The sequence below is a fragment of the Bradyrhizobium sp. AZCC 1693 genome (assembly GCF_036924745.1).
GTDB lineage: Bacteria > Pseudomonadota > Alphaproteobacteria > Rhizobiales > Xanthobacteraceae > Bradyrhizobium.
In genome coordinates, this window is the sequence record NZ_JAZHSD010000001.1 from 7,320,132 (window position 1) to 7,338,835 (window position 18,704).

Annotated in this window: 14 protein-coding genes; 11 read left to right on the top strand and 3 right to left on the bottom strand. The window is 61.6% G+C overall.

What is annotated here, in order from left to right; genetic code table 11:
• Positions 1-182 precede the first annotated feature (182 nt).
• The gene (locus V1293_RS34720; RefSeq protein ID WP_334516158.1) at positions 183-3,563 is read left to right on the top strand and encodes an adenylate/guanylate cyclase domain-containing protein; all 3,381 of its coding nucleotides are present in this window, start codon (positions 183-185) and stop codon (positions 3,561-3,563) included.
• A gap of 155 nt (positions 3,564-3,718) precedes the next feature.
• Here the strand turns inward: V1293_RS34720 and V1293_RS34725 are convergent, their stop codons facing one another.
• Positions 3,719-4,621 (bottom strand): LysR family transcriptional regulator, encoded by a 903-nt coding sequence (locus V1293_RS34725; protein ID WP_334517043.1) that lies wholly within the window; start codon positions 4,619-4,621, stop codon positions 3,719-3,721.
• A 186-nt stretch (positions 4,622-4,807) separates the two neighbouring features.
• On the opposite strand from V1293_RS34725, the gene V1293_RS34730 reads away from it, so the two are divergent.
• Together V1293_RS34730 and V1293_RS34735 are read left to right on the top strand one after the other, a co-directional pair.
• A complete protein-coding gene (locus tag V1293_RS34730; RefSeq protein ID WP_334516160.1) occupies positions 4,808-5,632 on the top strand; it encodes a 3-hydroxybutyrate dehydrogenase in 825 nt (274 codons plus the stop codon).
• A gap of 27 nt (positions 5,633-5,659) precedes the next feature.
• Positions 5,660-6,823 (top strand): patatin-like phospholipase family protein, encoded by a 1,164-nt coding sequence (locus V1293_RS34735; RefSeq protein ID WP_334516162.1) that lies wholly within the window; start codon positions 5,660-5,662, stop codon positions 6,821-6,823.
• 7 nt (positions 6,824-6,830) lie between these two features.
• Here the strand turns inward: V1293_RS34735 and glgA are convergent, their stop codons facing one another.
• Positions 6,831-8,258, bottom strand: coding sequence for a glycogen synthase GlgA (gene glgA, locus V1293_RS34740; protein WP_334516164.1), 1,428 nt, complete (start codon positions 8,256-8,258; stop codon positions 6,831-6,833).
• Between the two features lie 187 nt (positions 8,259-8,445).
• On the opposite strand from glgA, the gene V1293_RS34745 reads away from it, so the two are divergent.
• From V1293_RS34745 to V1293_RS34780, 8 genes are all read left to right on the top strand, one after another.
• Entirely contained in the window at positions 8,446-9,651 is a 1,206-nt protein-coding gene (locus tag V1293_RS34745) for a CaiB/BaiF CoA transferase family protein (protein ID WP_334516165.1), read from the top strand.
• 148 nt (positions 9,652-9,799) lie between these two features.
• Positions 9,800-11,341, top strand: a complete 1,542-nt coding sequence (locus V1293_RS34750; RefSeq protein ID WP_334516167.1) for an ABC transporter substrate-binding protein — start codon at positions 9,800-9,802, stop codon at positions 11,339-11,341.
• Between the two features lie 6 nt (positions 11,342-11,347).
• Entirely contained in the window at positions 11,348-12,298 is a 951-nt protein-coding gene (locus tag V1293_RS34755; RefSeq protein ID WP_334516169.1) for an ABC transporter permease, read from the top strand.
• The gene (locus tag V1293_RS34760; RefSeq protein ID WP_334516171.1) at positions 12,285-13,157 is read left to right on the top strand and encodes an ABC transporter permease; all 873 of its coding nucleotides are present in this window, start codon (positions 12,285-12,287) and stop codon (positions 13,155-13,157) included. The genes V1293_RS34755 and V1293_RS34760 overlap by 14 nt, the downstream gene beginning before the upstream one ends.
• Entirely contained in the window at positions 13,154-14,149 is a 996-nt protein-coding gene (locus V1293_RS34765; protein WP_334516172.1) for an ABC transporter ATP-binding protein, read from the top strand. The genes V1293_RS34760 and V1293_RS34765 overlap by 4 nt, the downstream gene beginning before the upstream one ends.
• Complete coding sequence (locus V1293_RS34770; protein WP_334516173.1) at positions 14,146-15,126, top strand: ABC transporter ATP-binding protein; 981 nt, start codon at positions 14,146-14,148, stop codon at positions 15,124-15,126. The genes V1293_RS34765 and V1293_RS34770 overlap by 4 nt, the downstream gene beginning before the upstream one ends.
• A 133-nt stretch (positions 15,127-15,259) precedes the next feature.
• Positions 15,260-16,330 (top strand): alcohol dehydrogenase, encoded by a 1,071-nt coding sequence (locus V1293_RS34775; protein WP_334516175.1) that lies wholly within the window; start codon positions 15,260-15,262, stop codon positions 16,328-16,330.
• Between the two features lie 129 nt (positions 16,331-16,459).
• Positions 16,460-17,542, top strand: a complete 1,083-nt coding sequence (locus tag V1293_RS34780) for an isocitrate/isopropylmalate dehydrogenase family protein (protein ID WP_334516177.1) — start codon at positions 16,460-16,462, stop codon at positions 17,540-17,542.
• 386 nt (positions 17,543-17,928) lie between these two features.
• Here V1293_RS34780 and V1293_RS34785 read toward each other — a convergent pair whose 3' ends face one another.
• Positions 17,929-18,243: an EthD family reductase gene (locus tag V1293_RS34785; RefSeq protein WP_108513257.1), complete on the bottom strand. Its 315-nt coding sequence runs from the start codon at positions 18,241-18,243 to the stop codon at positions 17,929-17,931.
• Positions 18,244-18,704: the final 461 nt, after the last annotated feature.

Genomic DNA, 18,704 nt, shown 5'->3' on the forward strand with positions numbered 1-18,704 from the left:
GTGCCTCGACGCCGGGTAAAGCAAAAAATTTCGGCGGTCAAAAACGCTCATATCATATCGTGTGCGGGAAATGATATCGTGCGCGGAAGGTTTCCTGGTTTTAAGTGACAAAGGCCCCACATGGTGGGTCTGAAGCCCAACTCCTGCTTAATGAACTACGGCAGTAGGCAAGGACCTCTGCAATGACGAAGACAACAACCACCGACTTGGCCGAGTGGCTGGGTGGACACGGTCTAGGTCAGTACGCCAAAACCTTCGTAGAAAACAATATCGACTACTCCGTTCTTCAGGATTTGACGGAAAATGATCTCGAGAAACTCGGAATATCTTCTCTAGGTCACCGCAAGAAGCTGCTTCGGGCCATTAAAACATTGACGGCCGCGCGCCAGTCCACCGGCACAACAACAGCAGTTTCAAGCGCCACGGTGGTGCCACCCTCTCCTGTGCAACATCGCGAAGCTGAATTCCGCCAGATCACAGTCATGTTCTGTGACCTGGTGGGGTCTACGCAGCTATCGGAGAAGTTAGATCCTGAGGATCTCCAAAAGCTCATTGACGCGTATCGGGTAGAGTGCAGCACGGCGATTGGGCACTATGGAGGCGAGGTCGCCCGCTATTTCGGCGATGGAGTGATGGCATTTTTCGGTTGGCCCCGTGCACACGAGGATGACGCCGTTCGTGCTGTTCACGCCGGCCTGGAGATTGTGTCCGGAGTTACGAAGATTTCAGGGCCAGTTACCCTGAATTGTCGAGTAGGTGTTTGCTCGGGTCCGGTTGTTGTCGGTGAGATTGGAGATAGTGGTACGTGGTCGATGGACGCGGTGGGAGAGACGCCGAATATCGCCGCACGTCTACAGACCCTTGCCGCTGCCAATACGGTACTCATCTCGGAATCGACGAGGCGTCTCGTATGGGCAGCTTTTGAGTTTCAGGACGTCGGGCTCCAAGAACTCAAAGGTGTAACTGAACCTCTTCACGTGTATCGCGTGCTCTCGGCAAAAAATACCGCTAGCCGCTTCGAGGCTGCGCATACGGGCTCTCTTACCCCGCTCGTTGGACGCTCAACCGAACTAAGCTTGCTGCTCGATAGGTGGCAGAAAGTCAAAGAAGGTGATGGCCAAGTCATATTGCTCTCGGGTATTCCCGGAGTAGGAAAATCGAGGCTCCTCCACGAATTGAAATCGCAAATTCAGCAGGAACCACACCTCTTGCTGCACCATCAGTGCTCGCCCTATCACAGTCAGAGCGCATTCTTTCCGGTGATCGGGCAGATCGAACAAGCGGCGCAACTAACAGTACGCGAGGCCGAGGTAGATAAGATTGCCAAGCTTACAACTTACCTTCCGCGCTCAACTGATAATTCCAAAGAGCCGGTCCTGCTCATTGCCAAACTGTTATCAGTCCCTTTGGAAAATAACCTCGAATTAGCTGGTCTTACGCCGCAGCAAATAAAAAACAGGACGATAAGCACGCTTGTCGATATGATCTTGGCGTTTTCTGTCCAGCGCCCCACGCTCTGCATCTTCGAGGATGCACACTGGTTAGATCCATCGACGCTTGAGCTGCTTGAATCGATTATCAGTCGGATCGACCACGCCCGCGTGCTGCTTATTGTGTCGTGTCGGCCCGAGTTCCGCCCCACATGGATGACCCACGCGAGCACCACCGTGCACTCCCTCACTCGATTGTCGCTCACCGAAGTGAGGGCGATGATCCGAGATATCTTGAGGGGAGGGAGCATGCCCCAACCGGTGCTCGACCGGATTATCGAAAAGGCCGATGGCGTCCCGCTATTCATAGAGGAACTGACAAGCAGTATGTTGAGTGCGCCTTTACGAACCCGAGGCACTCTCGAGCGCGCAGCACAGCCAGCAACACTCAGGGTTCCGGACACGCTGAGTGACGCATTGATGGAGCGGCTCGATCGTGTTGCGCCGAGTCGCAGACTTGCACAGATTGCGGCTGTGATTGGGCGCGAGTTCTCCTATGATCTCTTGTCGGCTGCATCGAGAATTGATGATGACGATATATTGTCGGCCCTCTCGTTACTCGAACAGGCTGACATCATCTATCGAGTCGGAATTTCGCCTTTCCTTCGTTTCGCCTTCAAACATGCGTTGTTGTGTGACGCAATCTACGACTCCTTGCTTAAGAGCAAGAGGCAGCAGATACACGCGGACATCGCGGCAATCTTAGAGCATGACATTTCGGGGCTCGCCGAAAATCAACCCCAGGTGCTGGCCTATCACTATCAAGAAGCGGGCGATCATCAACAGGCCATTCGTTGCTGGTTCCGGTCTGGGCAGGGCGCGCTAGCGCATTCCGCCAACGTCGAAGCGATTGCCAGCTTTCGAAAGGCCCTTCAGCTTCTGGACGCTTTGCCGGAAACGCCTGAACGGATCAAACAAGAGATCGATATTCAATTGGCGTTGGGAATACCGCTTATCGCCGTTCAAGGGTATGCCTCCGCGGAAACCCGCGAAGCGTTTTCGCGGGCTCGTGCCTTATGCCTGCAACTCGGCGACATCCCTGAGTATTTCCAAGCCCTGTTTGGGTTATGGGGGCACTCCTGGATGGGTGGAAAGAATGATGATGCGCTCCGCTTAGCTGATGAATTCCTGTCACGGTCACGAGCGTTGTCCCAACCGGTGCCGCTAATGGTGGCTCATAGAGTGATGGGCAGCACGTTATTGACGATTGGAGACTTCCAATCGTCAGCGAACCATTTCGCGGAGTCAATCAAACTCTCGATTGGCAAAGGAAAACAGCCCCTATCCAACCTTTACATGGTGGAGCCCCAAGCGGCTTCACTTCTGCTCCTATCTTGGGACTTGTGGTTTCTAGGCTATCCGGATCAATCCCTTTCCCGCGTTTCGGAAGCGCTTGCCTTGGGTCAAAACCTTGGCCACCCATACACCGTGGCGTTCGCTCATTACATGACTTCCGTTGTGCACCTTCTTCGCGGGGATGCCGCTCGCGCCTACGAAAGTGCCGACAGGAGCTTCGAAATGTCGCAAGAACAGCGGTTTTCGCTGTACGTAATTTTGTCAAGAATTTCACGAGGCCGAGCAGCCGGCGAACTAGGCCGACTTGGAGAGGCCCAGGAGGAAATGGCACTTGGAATCGCCGAAGCGCGACGTAATGGCGTCGGCTTCATGCTTCCAATGATGGATAGCTGGCTGGCGGACTTGTACGCCAAAGCTGGCGAAAATGAATGCGCGCTATCGATCGTCGAGGGGATCCTGGCCAATATTGGTGACGTGACAGGCAGATCATGGGAAGCGGAATTGCATCGACAAAGAGCGCAAATTCTTTTTGCACTCAACCCATCGAAGATGAGCGAAGCTGAGTCTTATCTGAAGCGGTCTATTGAAGTGGCGCGCAGTCAAAGCGCCAAGTCCCTGGAATTACGCGCCGCCATAAGCCTTGCGGAACTCTGGCGGACGCAAGGAAGACCTGATGAGGCGCGCGCACTGCTAGAACCAATCTGCCGTTGGTTCGACGAAGGAGCCGAAACGGCTGACCTCAGACGGGCGCGCTCCGCTCAAAGCACCGTGGGCTGATCCTTCACCTTTTAGGATCAGTGTAGTTCAAACGCGGCTTTCTAGAGTTCCCTCCGCATCGAGCGGCCTGCGTGAGCGTGCTGTGGCCGATGTCAGCTTTGGCGCAAAGCGGATATTTCAGCCTATGGCAACGTCAGCTAGCGGGTTAACAACCCTCAGGCGCCTGCGGTCTTGCCGATGAATTGCTGCCAGTCGGCGCCGCGCAGCATTCGCATCACGGCGGATGCCACGGCGGTCCGTTCGCGTCCGGCAACGCCATACAGGTTCACGGTCCGCCGCGCATCCAGTCCCTCGACGGTGGCACGCTTCAGCGTCGGCGGGATCGAGGCGGTATCCGGCACCACGGCGACGCCGATATCGGCTTCCAGCAATTCGATCAAATCGCGTTCAGAGGCGATCTCATGGCTGCGATCGACGTCGAGCCCATGCTCGCGAAGCGAGCTGTTTACCCGCGCGCCATGCTCACAGTAATTCCGCGACAGCAATTGTTCGGCGCGAAGATCGTTGAAGTCGATTTTGTCGCGCGTTGCCAGCGGATGATTCCTGTTGACGACGAGCTGAAAGTTTTCCGTGAACAGCGGCCGGGTGTCGAGCCGCTCCCACTCCTCGCTGATCTCGGCGGCAATGCCGAGCTCGGCTTCGCCCCGCTTGAGAAACTCGGCGACCTCGCGGGCGTTGCCGCGCAGAAAGCGGAACTCCAGACGATTGAACATCCGCTTGATCTGGTCGAGATGCGGAATCAGCAGCGACAGGTCGACGGAATGGGTCAGCGCAATCCTGAGCGCGCCGACTTCGCCGCTCTTGAAGGACGAGGCAAGTTCGCGCGCGCCTGTCGCCGCCTCGTAGCATTGCTTGAGCAGCGGATGCATACGCTGGCCGAGTTCGGTCAATTGCGCGGCAGGGCGCTCGCGGCGAAACAGGTCACCGCCGAGTTCGGCCTCCAGCTGCTTGATGGCTCGCGTCAGTGACGGCTGCGTGACGTTGCATTCGTCGGCAGCGCGCGTGAAGTTGAGTACGCGCGCGACCGCGAGGAAGTAGCGTACCTGATGCATCTCCATGGTCGTGCCTCGGTCTGTCTTGATCGCACCGTAACCGATCGCGCCCGGCGATGACACCGTAACCGCCATAGCGCCGGCCTATGGTTTTGGAAGCCAAACGGCATTTCCTCAATTGACGTCCAGCGTCCAGAGTGAGGCGGAAATGGTCAGCGTAAGGCGCTGAATCCCCACACGAAAAGGACGGCCATGAATATCCAGCTCAAAGCCCAGGACGCTTCGGCCTTGCGGCCGCTGACCGGCAAGGTCTCGCTGATCACAGGGTCGACCAGCGGCATCGGGCTCGGGATTGCCCGCGCGCTGGCGCAGGCCGGCTCGGCGGTGGTGCTGAACGGTTTTGGCCTCGCGGCCGAGATCGCCAAAACCCGGGATCAGATCGCCGCCGATTTCGGCGTCGAGGTCAGTTATTCCGCGGCCGATATGACCAGCAGTGACGCGATCGCCGAGATGATCGCGGCTACCATCGCCAGTCACGGGCGGCTCGATATTCTGGTCAACAATGCCGGCATCCAGCATGTCGCGCCGCTCGAGCAGTTTCCGGTCGAGAAATGGGACGCGATCCTGTCGATCAACCTGTCGTCGGCGTTTCACACCACGCGGTTGGCGTTGCCGGCGATGCGTCAGAACAAGTTCGGACGGATCATCAACATCGCCTCCGCGCACGGATTGGTCGGCTCGCCCTTCAAGGCGGCCTATGTCGCGGCCAAGCACGGCATCGTCGGCCTGACCAAGGTGACCGCGCTGGAGACCGCCGAGGACGGCATCACCTGCAATGCGATCTGCCCGGGTTACGTCTATACGCCGCTGGTCGAGGCGCAGATCGACAGCCAGGCCAGGGCGCACGGCATTTCCCGCGAAAAGGTCATCCACGACGTGTTGCTGGCGCAGCAGCCCAACAAGCATTTTGCGAGCGTTGAGGAATTGGGCGCGCTGACGGTTTTTCTCGCCAGCGACGCGGCGGCATCAATCACCGGCACAGCATTGCCGGTCGACGGCGGCTGGACCGCACACTAGCGCCACGAATATCCGAAGGAGCGTGACATGAACGACGTTCAGGACACCGGCGCTTCGCCGAACTTGAAATCGCTGGCGATATCCGAGCCGGGGCAGGTCGTGCTGGTGCTGCAGGGCGGCGGCGCGCTCGGCTCCTATCAGGCCGGCGTCTACCAGGCGCTGCATGAAGCCGGCATCGAGCCGGACTGGATCATCGGCACCTCGATCGGCGCCATCAATGCCAGCCTGATCGCCGGCAACGCGCCGCAGAACCGTTTGCCGAGGTTGCGTGAATTCTGGAAGAAGATGGAGCAGAATCCGATCTGGAGTTTTCGCGACATCTTTCCAGGCTTCAACGAAAAGCTCTCCTACTGGTCGACCGTGACCAACGGCATTCCCGGCTTCTTCCGGCCCAATCCGCTCGCCCATGCCGGCGACAGCTATCCGCTCGGCGCCGACAATGCCGGCTATTACTCGACCTCGCCGCTGGAACGGACGCTGACGGAGCTGGTGGATTTCAATCTGGTCAATCAGTGCACGCCGCGCCTGACGGTCGGCGCCGCCCATGTCCGCACCAGCCAGATGCGCTATTTCGACAGCCGCGATGGCGAACTCGGCGTCAGGCACGTCATGGCGTCGGGCGCGCTGCCGCCGGCATTTCCGGCGGTGCGCATCGACGGCGAACTTTATTGGGACGGCGGCATATTATCGAACACGCCGACGGAAGCCGTGTTCGACGACAATCCGCGCAAGAACTCGCTGATCTTCGCCGTGCATCTGTGGAATCCGTCCGGGCCTGAGCCGACCACGATGGCGGAGGTGCTCAACCGCCACAAGGACGTGCAGTATTCGAGCCGTATCGCGAGCCACATTGCGCGGCAGCAGCAGGCGCATCGGCTGCGCCATGTCATCAACCAACTCGCCGCGCGGCTGCCCGAGGCCGAGCGCAACAGTGAGGCGGTGAGGGAGCTCACTGGCTATGGCTGTCCGACCCGGATGCATGTGGTGCGGTTGCTCGCCCCGCAGCTCAGCCGCGAGGATCATACCAAGGATATTGATTTCAGCCCGTCCGGTATCATGCAGCGGTGGGATGCCGGATACCACCACACCAAATCGGTGCTCGAAAAGAAGCCCTGGGTCGGCGAGTTCGATCCGCTGTCCGGCGTCATCCTCCACGAGCAGATGGAAGTCATGCCGGAGGCGGCGGAATAGTCGCAAGTCACGCGAGGATGGAGGGCGCGATCGTCTTGCGATAAAGCGCGCTGTAGCAGGCGGCCGAAAGATCCCAGCTAAACGATCGCGCCATCGCGCTGCGCCGCATCGCGTCGAGGCGATCCTTGGCGCGGAATGCATCGAACGCGCGCCTGACACCGCCGAGGAAGGACTCCGCGGACGGCTTCGGAAACAGGAAACCGGTTTCTCCGTCCTGGATGGTTTCCGCCAGCCCACCGGTCTGGTGGCCGATCGGCAGCGATCCGAACCGCTGCGCATACATCTGGCTCAGCCCGCACGGCTCGAACCGCGACGGCATCAGGGTGAAATCGCTGCCGGCAAAAATTCGCCGCGCCTGGGCGTCGTTGAAGCCGATGACGACGCCGATCGAATCCGGCCTGCGGCGGTGCGCGTTGACCAGCGCCTGTTCGATCTGGGCCTCGCCGCTGCCGGTTACCACGATCTGCCCGCCCGCCTCGATGATTTCGTCGGCCGCGGACAGGACGAGGTCGACGCCTTTCTGGTGAACCAGGCGGGCAACCAGGCCAAACAGCGGGCCGCGCGACAGCGCCAGGCCAAACTGCTTGCGGACGTAGTCGGCATTCGCCTGCTTGCCCTCCCAGTCGCCGGGGGCGAAGGTCTGAGCGAGATGTGCGCAGGCACTGGGATCCCAGCTTTCGTCGATGCCATTCAAGATGCCGGTGAGTTGCGCGGCGTTCGAGCGGCGCTGCAGCAGGCCTTCGAGCCCGCAGCCGAGCTCGCGCGTCGTGATCTCCTTCGCGTAGGTGGCGCTGACGGTAGTCAGGTGCGAGGCGTAGACGAGGCCGCCCTTGAGGAACGAGACGTGGTCGTAGAACTCGAGCCCGTCGATGTGGAAGGAACTTTCGGGCGCGCCGATCCGGCGTAACGAGTCCGGCGGGAACAGCCCCTGATAGGCGAGGTTGTGAATGGTCAGGATCGAGGGGACCTTTGAGCCTCGCCATGCCAGATAGGCCGGCGCCAGCGCGGCCTGCCAGTCGTTGGCATGGATCAGGTCTGCTGCCCAATTCTTGTCCAGGGTGCCCGCGGCAAGTTCGGCGGCGGCAGATGCGAAGCGGCCGAACCTGATGTCGTTGTCCGGCCAGTCGCGCCCCGATTCGTCGCCATAGGGATTGCCCGGCCGGTCGTAAAGCTGCGGGCAGAGCAGGACGTAAACCGGCAGGTCATCCTTGGTCGACGCCCGCCCGAGCGAGCAGGCCGGCATCTGCGCCAGAGCCGGGCATTCCCCAACGATTTCAATGTGGGTGAACTGTTCGATGATGTCCCGGTAACCGGGCAGCATGACCCGGACGTCACTCCAGCGGCGCAGCGCCCGGGGCAGGGCGGCGGATACGGCGGCGAGACCGCCGACCCGGACGAAGTCATCCATTTCAGTAGTGACGAACAAGACCTTCAAGACAAGCGTCCTCGTACCTGCCGCAGTGTTATTGATGCAAGAATAGGTCCAACTTCCTTACCCGTTACAACGCGCGCTGCGGCCCGTCGTTCCTGAGCGAACTACTTTCCTGTCGACGCTGCACAATTTAGGGTCTCGGCCGCCAACCAAAACGAATGGCCGCAAACGGCCGAAGGAGCTTCACGCAATGACCATAGCCGGCAATGATCAGAGGAATTTAACAGGCAGCTTCGCAGGCCTGCGGGTCCTCGATTTCTCCACCACGATCGCCGGCCCCCACTGTACACGAATGCTCGCCGATATGGGAGCGGAGGTTATCAAGATCGAGACCGAGGAAGGCGAGACGATGCGGACCCGCCCGCCGGTGCGGAATAATTGCTCGACCGCGTTCGGCCAGCTCAATGTCGGCAAGAACAGTCTGGTTCTGGATTTGAAGTCGCCGAAGGGATCGGAGGCCGTTCGCCGGCTAGTCGCGACCGCGGATGTGCTGGTGGAAAATTTCCGCCCCGGCGTGATGCGGCGATTGAAGCTCGATCATGCCTCGCTGCATGAGCTCAACCCGAAACTGGTCTATTGCTCGATCTCGGGATACGGCCAGACCGGGCCGTCGGCGGAGCTGCCGGCCTATGCGCCGGTGATTCACGCAGCCTCCGGTTATGAGATGGCGCATCTGGCCTACCAGCCGGGGCGCAGCCGGCCGGACTATTGCGGCATCTACCACGCCGACGTGCTCACCGGCGTCTACGCGTTCGGCGCCATCTCGGCGGCGCTGTATCAGCGCACAGCAACCGGGCAGGGCCAGCACATCGACGTCTCGATGCTGGAATCGATGCTGAGCCTGACGCTGAACGAACTGCAATGGTCGCAATTCGAAGTGAGGCCGACGCAGCGGCCGATGTTCGGCCCGATCGAGACGACAGACGGCTACGTGATGATGGCGATCGCCAGCGAGAAAACGTTTCAGAGCCTGATGCAGGTGATCGGTCATCCCGAGTGGGTGAGCGATCCGCGCTTTGCCAAATATTCCGATCGGCGGGAAAACTGGACGAGCCTGATCGAAGGCGTGGAGACGTGGTCGCGCACAGTCACGACCGGGCAGTGCCTCGCAGCGCTTAACAAGCACGGCGTTCCCTCATCGGCCTATCGCACCGCCGCCGAAGCGCTGCGCGATCCGCAGATCGCCCATCGCGGCGCATTGGCGGAGGTCGAGGACGGCGGCGGCACCTTCAAGGTGCTCAACCTGCCGTTCCGCATGTCCGGCGCCAAAGTGTCGGCGGCCAGGCGCATGTCGACGCTCGGCGAGCACACGCGTGCCTACCTGAAGGAGGCCGGCCTGTCGGAGGATGAAATCGCATCCCTCGGCGGCAAGGCGCAGGCGGCTGCGCGCGTCTGACAGCGCGGTCCGCATAGCGAAACATGAACCTGCGGCGTTTCATCCGCGGGTTGCGAACGGCCTTGCCCGCGCCGGCGATTCCAGACAATCTTACCGCAGCGATCACGATCCGGAATACCGGACGGATGACACATCGGAGGGAACATCCATGAAGGCGGCGATCCGTTCGAGCGCGCTTGCGCGAATATTTCTTGTGGCGGGATTTGGTGTGGTGCTGTCTGCAATGCCCGCCAACGCGCAGAAAGCGGGCGGCAACATCACCGTCGGTCTCGAACTCGATATCCCCGGCTTCGATGTGCTGAAGGTCGGCGTTTACGACGCCGCGGCGCTCACCGCGTCATCGGCGCTCTTCGATACGCTCACTTATCTCGATGCCAACGGCAAGCCGCAGCCGAAGCTAGCACTGTCCTGGGAGCCCTCCGAGGACTTCAAGATGTGGACCTTCAAGCTGCGTCCGGGCGTCAAGTTCCACGATGGTACGCCGTTCAACGCCGCAGCTTTCAAAGCGAATTTCGACCGGCAGAAAGATCCCGCCAACAAGTGCCGCTTCGCCTTCTATATCTCCAACGTCAACAATGTTCAGGCGCCGGACGAACTGACGTTGGTCTATAACCTCAATGACCCGTCGGTAAACTTCCCATCGTTGGTGTCCTACGCGAGCCAGACCAATGCGATACATTCCCCGACCGCGTGGAAGACCAAGGGCGACGATTACAACCGCAATCCCGTCGGCACCGGTCCCTACATTCTGAAAACCTGGACGGCCGGCGATCGCATGATCCTGGAGAAGAACCCTGATTATTGGGACAAAGACAAGGTCTATTTCGACCGCATCACGCTGAAGCCGCTGCCCGATGCGCAATCGCGCTTCGCCAGCCTGCAATCGGGCGAGGTCGACCTGATCTGGGATGACGAATACAGCGCCGACAATATCCAGAAGGCGCAAAAAGATTCCAAGCTGACGGTGCACACATACGAGGGGTCCGGTGCGCAGGTCTACGCCTTCAACACCAAGGTCGCGCCATTCGACGACCTGCGCGTGCGCCAGGCACTGGTAATGGCGCTTGACCGCAAGAAGATGTCGCAGGCGATCACCAACGGTCTGTCCCGTCCTGCCAGCAATCCCTATGGCGACGGCTCCTGGGTCAAATGCAAGGATGACGGTGCTCTTCCCGAAGACCTTGAGAAGGCCAAGGCGCTGATCAAGGACTACGGCAAGCCTGTCGATTTCAAGATGCTCGTTACGGCGACGCCACGCGGGCGCATGGTTGGCCAAGTGCTGCAGCAGTTCTGGAAGCGGGCCGGCGCCAACATGGAGATTGAGCAGGTCGACCAGGCCACCATCCCGCCGCGCGCCTTCATGCGCCAGTTCCAGTTGACGCCGTGGCGAATTGTCGATCTGGCCGATCCTGACATACAGATGTATTCCAACTTCAAGACCGGAAGTCCGGTGGCGCTTGCCAACTACTCCAATCCGGAACTCGACAAGTTGCTCGATCACGCCCGTGTCACGGCAGATACCAATAAGCGCATCGACGACTATTGCGCGATCAGCCGGCTGATCAACAAGGAGGCGATCTGGTTCTGGACGTTCCAGAACACCTATTACGCGATTTCGAGTGCCAAGCTGAAAGGCTTGCCCAAGATGTATAGTGGGATGATCGACGTATCGCGCGCCTGGAAGGAATAGCCGCCTATGGCGTTCTTCGTCGCACGCCGGCTCCTTTATCTGTTGCCGGTGCTGATTGCGGTTTCGCTGCTCACCTTCTCGATCGCGTCGCTGCTGCCGGGCGATCTTGCGTATACCATCCTCGGTGACCAGGCGACGCCGGAGAACGTGGCGGCGTTGCGGCGTGACATGGGGTTGGACCAGCCGATCTGGTGGCGCTATCTGAGCTGGCTCGGCAATGTGATGCAGGGCGATTTTGGCCGCTCGTTCCGCACCGGCCAGACGGTGCTTCAGACGGTTGCCGAGCGGCTGCCGGTATCCATTGAGCTGATGCTGCTGGCGCAGTTCGGCGCTCTGGCGATCGGCGTTCCCCTGGCGATCGTCTGCGCGGCGCGCAGCGGCGGACCGTTCGATCGCTTCATGACCGGCACTGCCTTTGGCATGCTGTCGGTGCCGACCTTTCTCTCGGCGATCCTGCTGATCTATTTGTTCGCGGTCGAACTGCGCTGGTTGCCGGCGACCGGTTATGTTCCGTTTACGGAAGATCCGCTCGCCAACCTGCGGTTCTTTGTGCTGCCGTCGCTGACGCTGGCGCTGGCGGAATGGCCGGGCATCATGCGTGTGCTGCGTTCCGACATGATTGCGACCTTGCAGGAAGACTATATCGCGCTCGCCAAGGCAAAGGGCCTGACGCCGGCGCGCATCCTGTTCGTACATGCGCTGAAGCCGTCGTCACTGACGCTGGTGACGATTACCGGCATCAATATCGGCCGGTTGATCGGCGGCGCCGTCATCGTCGAGACGGTTTTTGCTCTCCCGGGCATCGGCCGGCTGCTGATCGGCGCGATCCTCACGCGCGACCTCATCATCCTGCAGGGAGTCGTGCTGCTGGTCGGTGCGGGCTTCGTCATCATGAACTTCGTCGTCGACCTGCTCTACGCAGTTCTCGATCCCAGGATTCGCCATGGCCACGCTTGAACTCGAAGTTGCAGGGGAGGCTGTAACCCAACCTGCGCGCAAGGGCAGGCGGCTTGGAACGCTGTTCTGGCTGGCGATTGGCTGGATGATTTTCATGTTCGCGGTCGCGGTCTTTGCCCCCGTGCTGCCGCTGCCGAGCCCGACCGACATGGACATGCTGGAGAAGCGCGCACCGTTCTCCGCGGAGCATTGGCTCGGGACCGACGGCCTCGGCCGTGACGAACTGTCTCGCCTCATTTACGGTGCGCGAATCTCGCTCGTGGTCGGGCTTTGCGCACCGGTCATCGGGCTCACCATCGGCGGCGCGCTCGGCATGCTCGCGGGTTATTTCCGCGGCCGGTTCGAGTCGATCGTGGTCGGCAGCATGGACGTGCTGCTCGCGTTTCCGCCCCTGATCCTGGCGCTGGCGGTGACCGCCTATCTCGGGCAGTCCATTTTCAATCTCACCTGCATCCTCGGCGTGCTCGGCATTCCCGCCTTCATGCGGGTGGCGCGGGCAGCGACGCTGACGCTGGCGCGGCGCGAATTCGTCATCGCCGCGCAGGCGCTGGGCGCCACGCATGCGCGCATCCTGCTGCGCGAGCTGCTGCCGAACGTGATCCTCCCGCTGTTTGCCTTTTTCCTGCTCGGCGTTGCTGTCACCATCGTGGTCGAAGGCGCATTGTCCTTCCTCGGCCTCGGCGTGCCGCCACCGATCTCGAGTTGGGGCAGCATGATCGGGGAGGGACGCCAGAGTCTTGAGATGGCGCCGCGGCTGGCCTTCATTCCGGCGATCGCGATGTTCCTCACCGTGCTCTCCTTCAATCTCATCGGCGACACGCTGCGAGCGCTCACCGATCCACGTCAGGGCGCGCTGTGACCGATCGTACGCTGCTTTCCGTTGAGGATGTTTCCGTCGATCTGCCAACCCCGCGCGGCAATCTGCGCGCGGTGGATCGTGTCGATCTCACCGTCGGCGGCGGCCAGACGCTCGGCATCGTCGGCGAATCCGGCTGCGGCAAGACCATGCTATCGCGGGCGATCCTGCAATTGCTGCCGAAGAAGGCAAAGCTCTCCGGCCGCGTGATGTTCGACGGGCAGGACCTGCTGCAGCTCTCGCCGGAGAAACTGCGCAAGCTGCGCGGCCGGTCGCTGGCGGTGGTGTTCCAGGATCCGATGACCTCGCTCAACCCGGTGCTCACGATCGGCACCCAGCTGATCGAGACGCTGCAGGAGCATCTCGAACTTGACGATGCCACAGCCACCAGGCGCAGCGTCGAATTGCTCGCAGCGGTCGGAATCCCCGCGCCCGAGCAGCGGCTGGCGCAGTATCCCCACCAGCTCTCGGGTGGGATGCGGCAGCGGGTGGCGATCGCGATCGCGCTGTCGTGCGAACCGAAACTACTGATAGCCGACGAGCCGACCACGGCGCTCGACGTGACGATCCAGGCGCAGATCCTCGATCTGCTGGCGCGCGAGCAGCGCCGCCGGCACATGGCGATGATCATTATCACCCACGACCTCGGCGTCGTTGCCGGCCGCACCGATGAAGTCGCCGTCATGTATGCCGGGCGCGTGGTCGAGCGCGCGCCGACGCCGGCTTTGTTCAAGAAGATGCGGATGCCCTATACCGAGGCGCTGCTGGCGGCGCTTCCCAAGCTCGACGCCGCGCCCCATACGCCGCTTCCGGCAATCTCGGGGCGTCCGCCCGACCCGACCCGGCCGCTGCAGGGGTGCTCGTTCTCGCCGCGCTGCCGCTATGCGGTGGCCCGTTGTCAGAACGAGAAACCCGCGCTCGAAGCGGCCGAGACGAGCGCACATCAATACGCCTGCTTCCACCCGATCGAAGTTCATGCGGAGGCCGGAGCATGATGCTGCAAGCCGTGCCATCCGCTTCCGGCGAACCGCTGCTCGCCGTCGACGATCTGGTCGTGGAGTATCCCGTCGGCTCCAAGATCGTTCATGCCGTGTCCGGCGTGTCCTTGCAGATCGCCCGCGGCGAGACGCTGGGTCTGGTCGGCGAATCCGGCTGCGGAAAATCGACGCTGGGCCGGGCGGTGCTGCAGTTGCGCCGGCCGACCGCGGGGCGGGTTCTGTTCGACGGCCACGACCTCACGACGATGCAGGGCGACGCCTTGCGGCTGATGCGCCGGCGCGTGCAATTGATCTTCCAGGATCCGATCGCCTCGCTCAACCCGCGCCGCAAGATCGGAGACATCGTCGCCGAGCCGCTGGTGATCGCAGGCGTCAAGGATCCGGAGGAGCGCGAGCGGCTCGTCCACGAGGTGCTGAGCGCGGTCGGTCTTGACCCGACCCTGGTGGTGGGACGGCTGCCGCATGAATTCTCCGGCGGACAATGCCAGCGCATCTGCATCGCGCGCGCGCTCATTCTCAATCCGGAGTTCATCGTCTGCGACGAGCCGGTTTCCGCGCTCGACGTTTCTATCCGCGCCCAGATACTCAATCTGCTGGAGGAGATGAAGGGCCGGTTCGGCCTGACGCTGCTGTTCATCGCACACGACCTCGCGGTGGTGAAGGCGGTGAGCGACCGCGTGGCGGTGATGTATCTCGGCCGGCTCTGCGAGGTGGGTCCGTCCGAACAGCTCTTTGCCCGGCCGGCGCATCCCTATACCGCGCTCTTGATCGAGGCGATCCCGGTGCCCGATCCGGACGTCCGCCCCACCGAGACCGTGCCCGTGGGCGAGCCGCCGTCGCCGATCGCGCCGCCGTCTGGCTGCCGGTTCCGCACCCGCTGCCCCCGCGCGGACCAGCGATGCAGCGCGGAGGTGCCCGAGCTTCGCGCCGTCGCGCCGGGCCAGTTCGCGGCTTGCCATCACCCGCTGATCTGAATACCGGGAGCGCGTCGCCCGCGTTTGTCTCGATGGGACGGACGTGGCAATGTCCGTCCTCAACAAGTGTCCGCACCCACAAATTCGCGGCCAATAACCCACGCCCAAGAACAAGAATGACGGGAGAGAAGCGATGAAGAGTTTTCAGGTCGCCGAGTTCAACGCCCCCCTGAAAGAGGTGGATCAGGAGACGCCGCAGCCCACGGGTACGCAGGTGCTGATCAGAGTGAAGGCGGCCGGCGTCTGTCACAGCGACCTCCACATCTGGGAAGGCGGCTATGATCTCGGCCACGGCCGCAAGCCGCTGTCGCTGAAGGACCGTGGCGTGTCGCTGCCGCGCACCATGGGGCACGAGACGGTCGGCGAGGTGGTGGCGTTCGGGCCGGACGCGACGGCCGCCGACAAGGGCGATCTCAAGGTCGGTGACACGGCGCTGGTCTATCCCTGGCTCGGCTGCGGCAAATGCGCGACGTGTGTCGGCGGCGATGAGAACATGTGCGTCGTCAAGCCGAACTCGCTCGGCGTCTATTGCGACGGCGGCTATGCTGACCACATGACGGTGCCGAATCCGAAGTATCTCCTGAACCTGAAGGGACTCGATCCCGTCACGGCGGCGCCCTATGCCTGTTCCGGCGTCACAACTTATAGCGCCCTGAAGAAGGTCGAGTTCGCCTTCAACTCGCCGATCGTCATCTTTGGCGCGGGCGGGCTCGGCCTGATGGCGCTGTCGCTGCTGAAGGCGATGGGCGGCAAGGGCGCGATCGTCGTCGATATCGATGCGCGCAAGCGCGAAGCCGCCGAAGCGGCCGGCGCGCTCGCTACCGTCGACGGCAAGGCGCCGGATGCGCTGGAGCAACTGGCGAAGGCAGCCGGCGGACCCATTCGTGCCGTGATCGATCTTGTCGGCAATGCGCAGACCACGCAGCTCGGCTTCGACTGCCTGACCAAGGGCGGCAAGCTCGTCATCGTCGGCCTGTTCGGCGGCGGCGCCACCTGGGCCTTGCCGCTGATCCCGATCAAGGCGATCACGATCCAGGGCAGCTATGTCGGCAATTTGCGCGAGACCGAGGAACTGCTCGATCTCGTTCGCAACAAGATGATCGCGCCGATTCCGGTGACGACAATGCCGCTCGCGAAGGCGAATGAAGCATTGATCGATTTGCAGAAGGGCAAATTGGTCGGTCGCGCGGTGCTGACGCCATAGCTTTCTGTCATTCCGGGATGGTGCGTCAGCACCATACCCGGAATCTCGAGATTCTCCGATGCGCAATTGCGCATCGTAGTTCGATGCTTCGCATCGCCCCGGAATGACCTGCTCGTGTAAGGAATCCCCATGTCCGCAAATAACGCCCTCCACATCGCCGTGCTCGGCGGCGATGGCATCGGCCCTGAAGTGATGGCGCCGGCGATCGAAGTCCTGCGCAAGATCGAGGCGACCAGCGACCTGAAGTTTCGCTTCACCGATGCCCCGGCCGGCGCCAACAATTATCTCGCGACCGGAAAATCGATGCCGGACTCGACGATCCAGTTATGCGAGGAAGCGGATGCCATCCTGCTTGGCGCCTGCGGCCTGCCGTCGGTGCGCTACCCTGATAATACCGAGATCGCCCCGCAGATCGAGCTGCGCTTCCATTTCGACCTCTATGCCGGCGTGCGCCCGGCGCGGCTCGTTCCGGGCGTGCCGAGTCCGATCGTCGGCGCCGACCAGCGCGGCATCGACCTCGTGCTGATCCGGGAATCGACCGAAGGCCTGTTCGCCTCGATGGGCAAGGGCGTGGTGACGGACACCGAGGCGCGCGAGACGCTGGTCATCACCCGCAAAACCTCCGAGCGACTGTTCGAGTTTTCGTTCCGCCTCGCCGAACGGCGCAAGGCGCGCGGCAAGACGAATGGCGGCCTGACCTGTGTCGACAAGGCAAACGTGTTCAGGGCGTTCGCGTTCTTTCGCGAGATGTTCGATGAAGCCGCAAAACGCCATCCCGGCGTCAAGGCCGATCGGCTCTATGTCGATGCCTGTTCGCTGATGCTGGTGAAGCGCCCGTGGGACTTCGACGTCATGGTGACGGAGAACATGTTCGGCGATATTCTCTCCGACCTCGCCGCCGGCCTGATCGGAGGCCTCGGCATGGCCCCCTCAGCCGATATCGGCGACCGCTACGCCGTGTTCCAGCCCTGCCACGGCACCGCGCCTGACATCATGGGGCAGGGCAAGGCCAATCCCACCGCCATGATCCTGTCGGCGGCGATGATGCTGGACTGGCTCGCCGACAAGCACGGCCTCGAAAGCGCGGCAGAGGCCGGCGAGCGCATCGAACGCGCGGTGGACAAGGCCTATGCGGACGGCATCAAGCCGATGGAATTCGGCGGCGGCAACGGCACCGCGGATATTGCGAAGGCGGTGCTCGCGGCGCTGTAGGCCAGGCATGACCAAGGAGCGCGTGTTGATCGTCGCCTTGGGATCTCAGCTTGGGATCTCAGTAAGCCACCGTCGTCATACCCCGCGAAGGCGGGGGATGCATCTCGGGCTGCATATTTTGCAGCAATGTCTTCAGTTTGCGTTCGCCGGACATGGCGTCTGTCTTTCAAGAGAGTTCCGGCGAACCGTAGTCGCTCGCTGACCAACGGGGCGCGCGTATGCGCGCCCGATGACAGGCTCCGCGATATGTGGGACGAGGCGCAAACCGATTTCCCGGATGTCGCATCGCTTATGCGGGCACAGGTGCTGACGGCCAGCAGGCGCGCGCCTTCGAAAAACGGCGGATTACGCTGCGCCAATCCGCCCTTCGAACCCGCGCGGCTCCATCAGCCGACGACGACTTCGCTGATCTGGATGACGGGGGACTGGTCGGTATAGTTCGGGATATCTGCCATGATCTCCTTGGCGTGAGGCCCGAAGCCGGCCTGGAAGGCTTCGACCGAGTCGCAGAAGATGTGACACATGCCGACATAGGTGGCGGGAGCGCCGGGCGCTCCGCCGGCCATCCCCTTGTCGACGGTGTAGGACTTGCACGCATCGCCCATGCGGGCTTTCACGAGCGGCATATGCTTGTCGCGATAGTAATCGTGGTCGAAGCGCCCGCCGGGCGTATTGGGATACATTACGCTTACCTTGATCATCGACGTGTCCTCCGATCTGACGTTTCGCCGTTAGTTTCCGGCAATATTCGGAGTCTGTGTCAGTTTTGCGGATCTTGCAACCGGAGGGCAGGGGTGTCCTGTGATCGAATACGGTGCTCTTGTTGCGATGCACGAGCTTGAAGATGGCACGAAGCAACTTGACGAGCGGATCGACAAAAGCTGTTGAGGGACTTGCGACAACAGATGGGCGCGCCTTCGGATCTACCCCTGGTCGGGAATGGACATTCCTTATTGCCCAGCTTGAATCAGCCTCCGGGCAGCCCAGGCAATCAGACTAATGAACCCCCAACTAATCCAGCCCAGGGCAAACGGGCCGAAGAGGAAAATCACCAAGTAGCCAGGGCCAGCGATTGCGCGCGGGTCTTCCTTCAACAACATAAAGCAAAGAGCGGAGGCTAGAATCGCAACGCCGACAAAAACGTATACTTTCTGAATGCCTG

Excerpts from the sequence above, each read along its gene's own strand:
- V1293_RS34760 (WP_334516171.1), top strand. The coding sequence starts at position 12,285 with ATGGCCACGCTTGAACTCGAAGTTGCAGGGGAGGCTGTAACCCAACCT.
- V1293_RS34755 (WP_334516169.1), top strand. The coding sequence starts at position 11,348 with ATGGCGTTCTTCGTCGCACGCCGGCTCCTTTATCTGTTGCCGGTGCTG.
- V1293_RS34725 (WP_334517043.1), bottom strand. The coding sequence starts at position 4,621 with ATGGAGATGCATCAGGTACGCTACTTCCTCGCGGTCGCGCGCGTACTC.
- V1293_RS34785 (WP_108513257.1), bottom strand. The coding sequence starts at position 18,243 with ATGATCAAGGTAAGCGTAATGTATCCCAATACGCCCGGCGGGCGCTTC.
- V1293_RS34745 (WP_334516165.1), top strand. The coding sequence starts at position 8,446 with ATGACCATAGCCGGCAATGATCAGAGGAATTTAACAGGCAGCTTCGCA.
- V1293_RS34720 (WP_334516158.1), top strand. The coding sequence starts at position 183 with ATGACGAAGACAACAACCACCGACTTGGCCGAGTGGCTGGGTGGACAC.
- V1293_RS34780 (WP_334516177.1), top strand. The coding sequence starts at position 16,460 with ATGTCCGCAAATAACGCCCTCCACATCGCCGTGCTCGGCGGCGATGGC.
- V1293_RS34730 (WP_334516160.1), top strand. The coding sequence starts at position 4,808 with ATGAATATCCAGCTCAAAGCCCAGGACGCTTCGGCCTTGCGGCCGCTG.
- V1293_RS34750 (WP_334516167.1), top strand. The coding sequence starts at position 9,800 with ATGAAGGCGGCGATCCGTTCGAGCGCGCTTGCGCGAATATTTCTTGTG.
- V1293_RS34775 (WP_334516175.1), top strand. The coding sequence starts at position 15,260 with ATGAAGAGTTTTCAGGTCGCCGAGTTCAACGCCCCCCTGAAAGAGGTG.
- V1293_RS34770 (WP_334516173.1), top strand. The coding sequence starts at position 14,146 with ATGATGCTGCAAGCCGTGCCATCCGCTTCCGGCGAACCGCTGCTCGCC.
- V1293_RS34735 (WP_334516162.1), top strand. The coding sequence starts at position 5,660 with ATGAACGACGTTCAGGACACCGGCGCTTCGCCGAACTTGAAATCGCTG.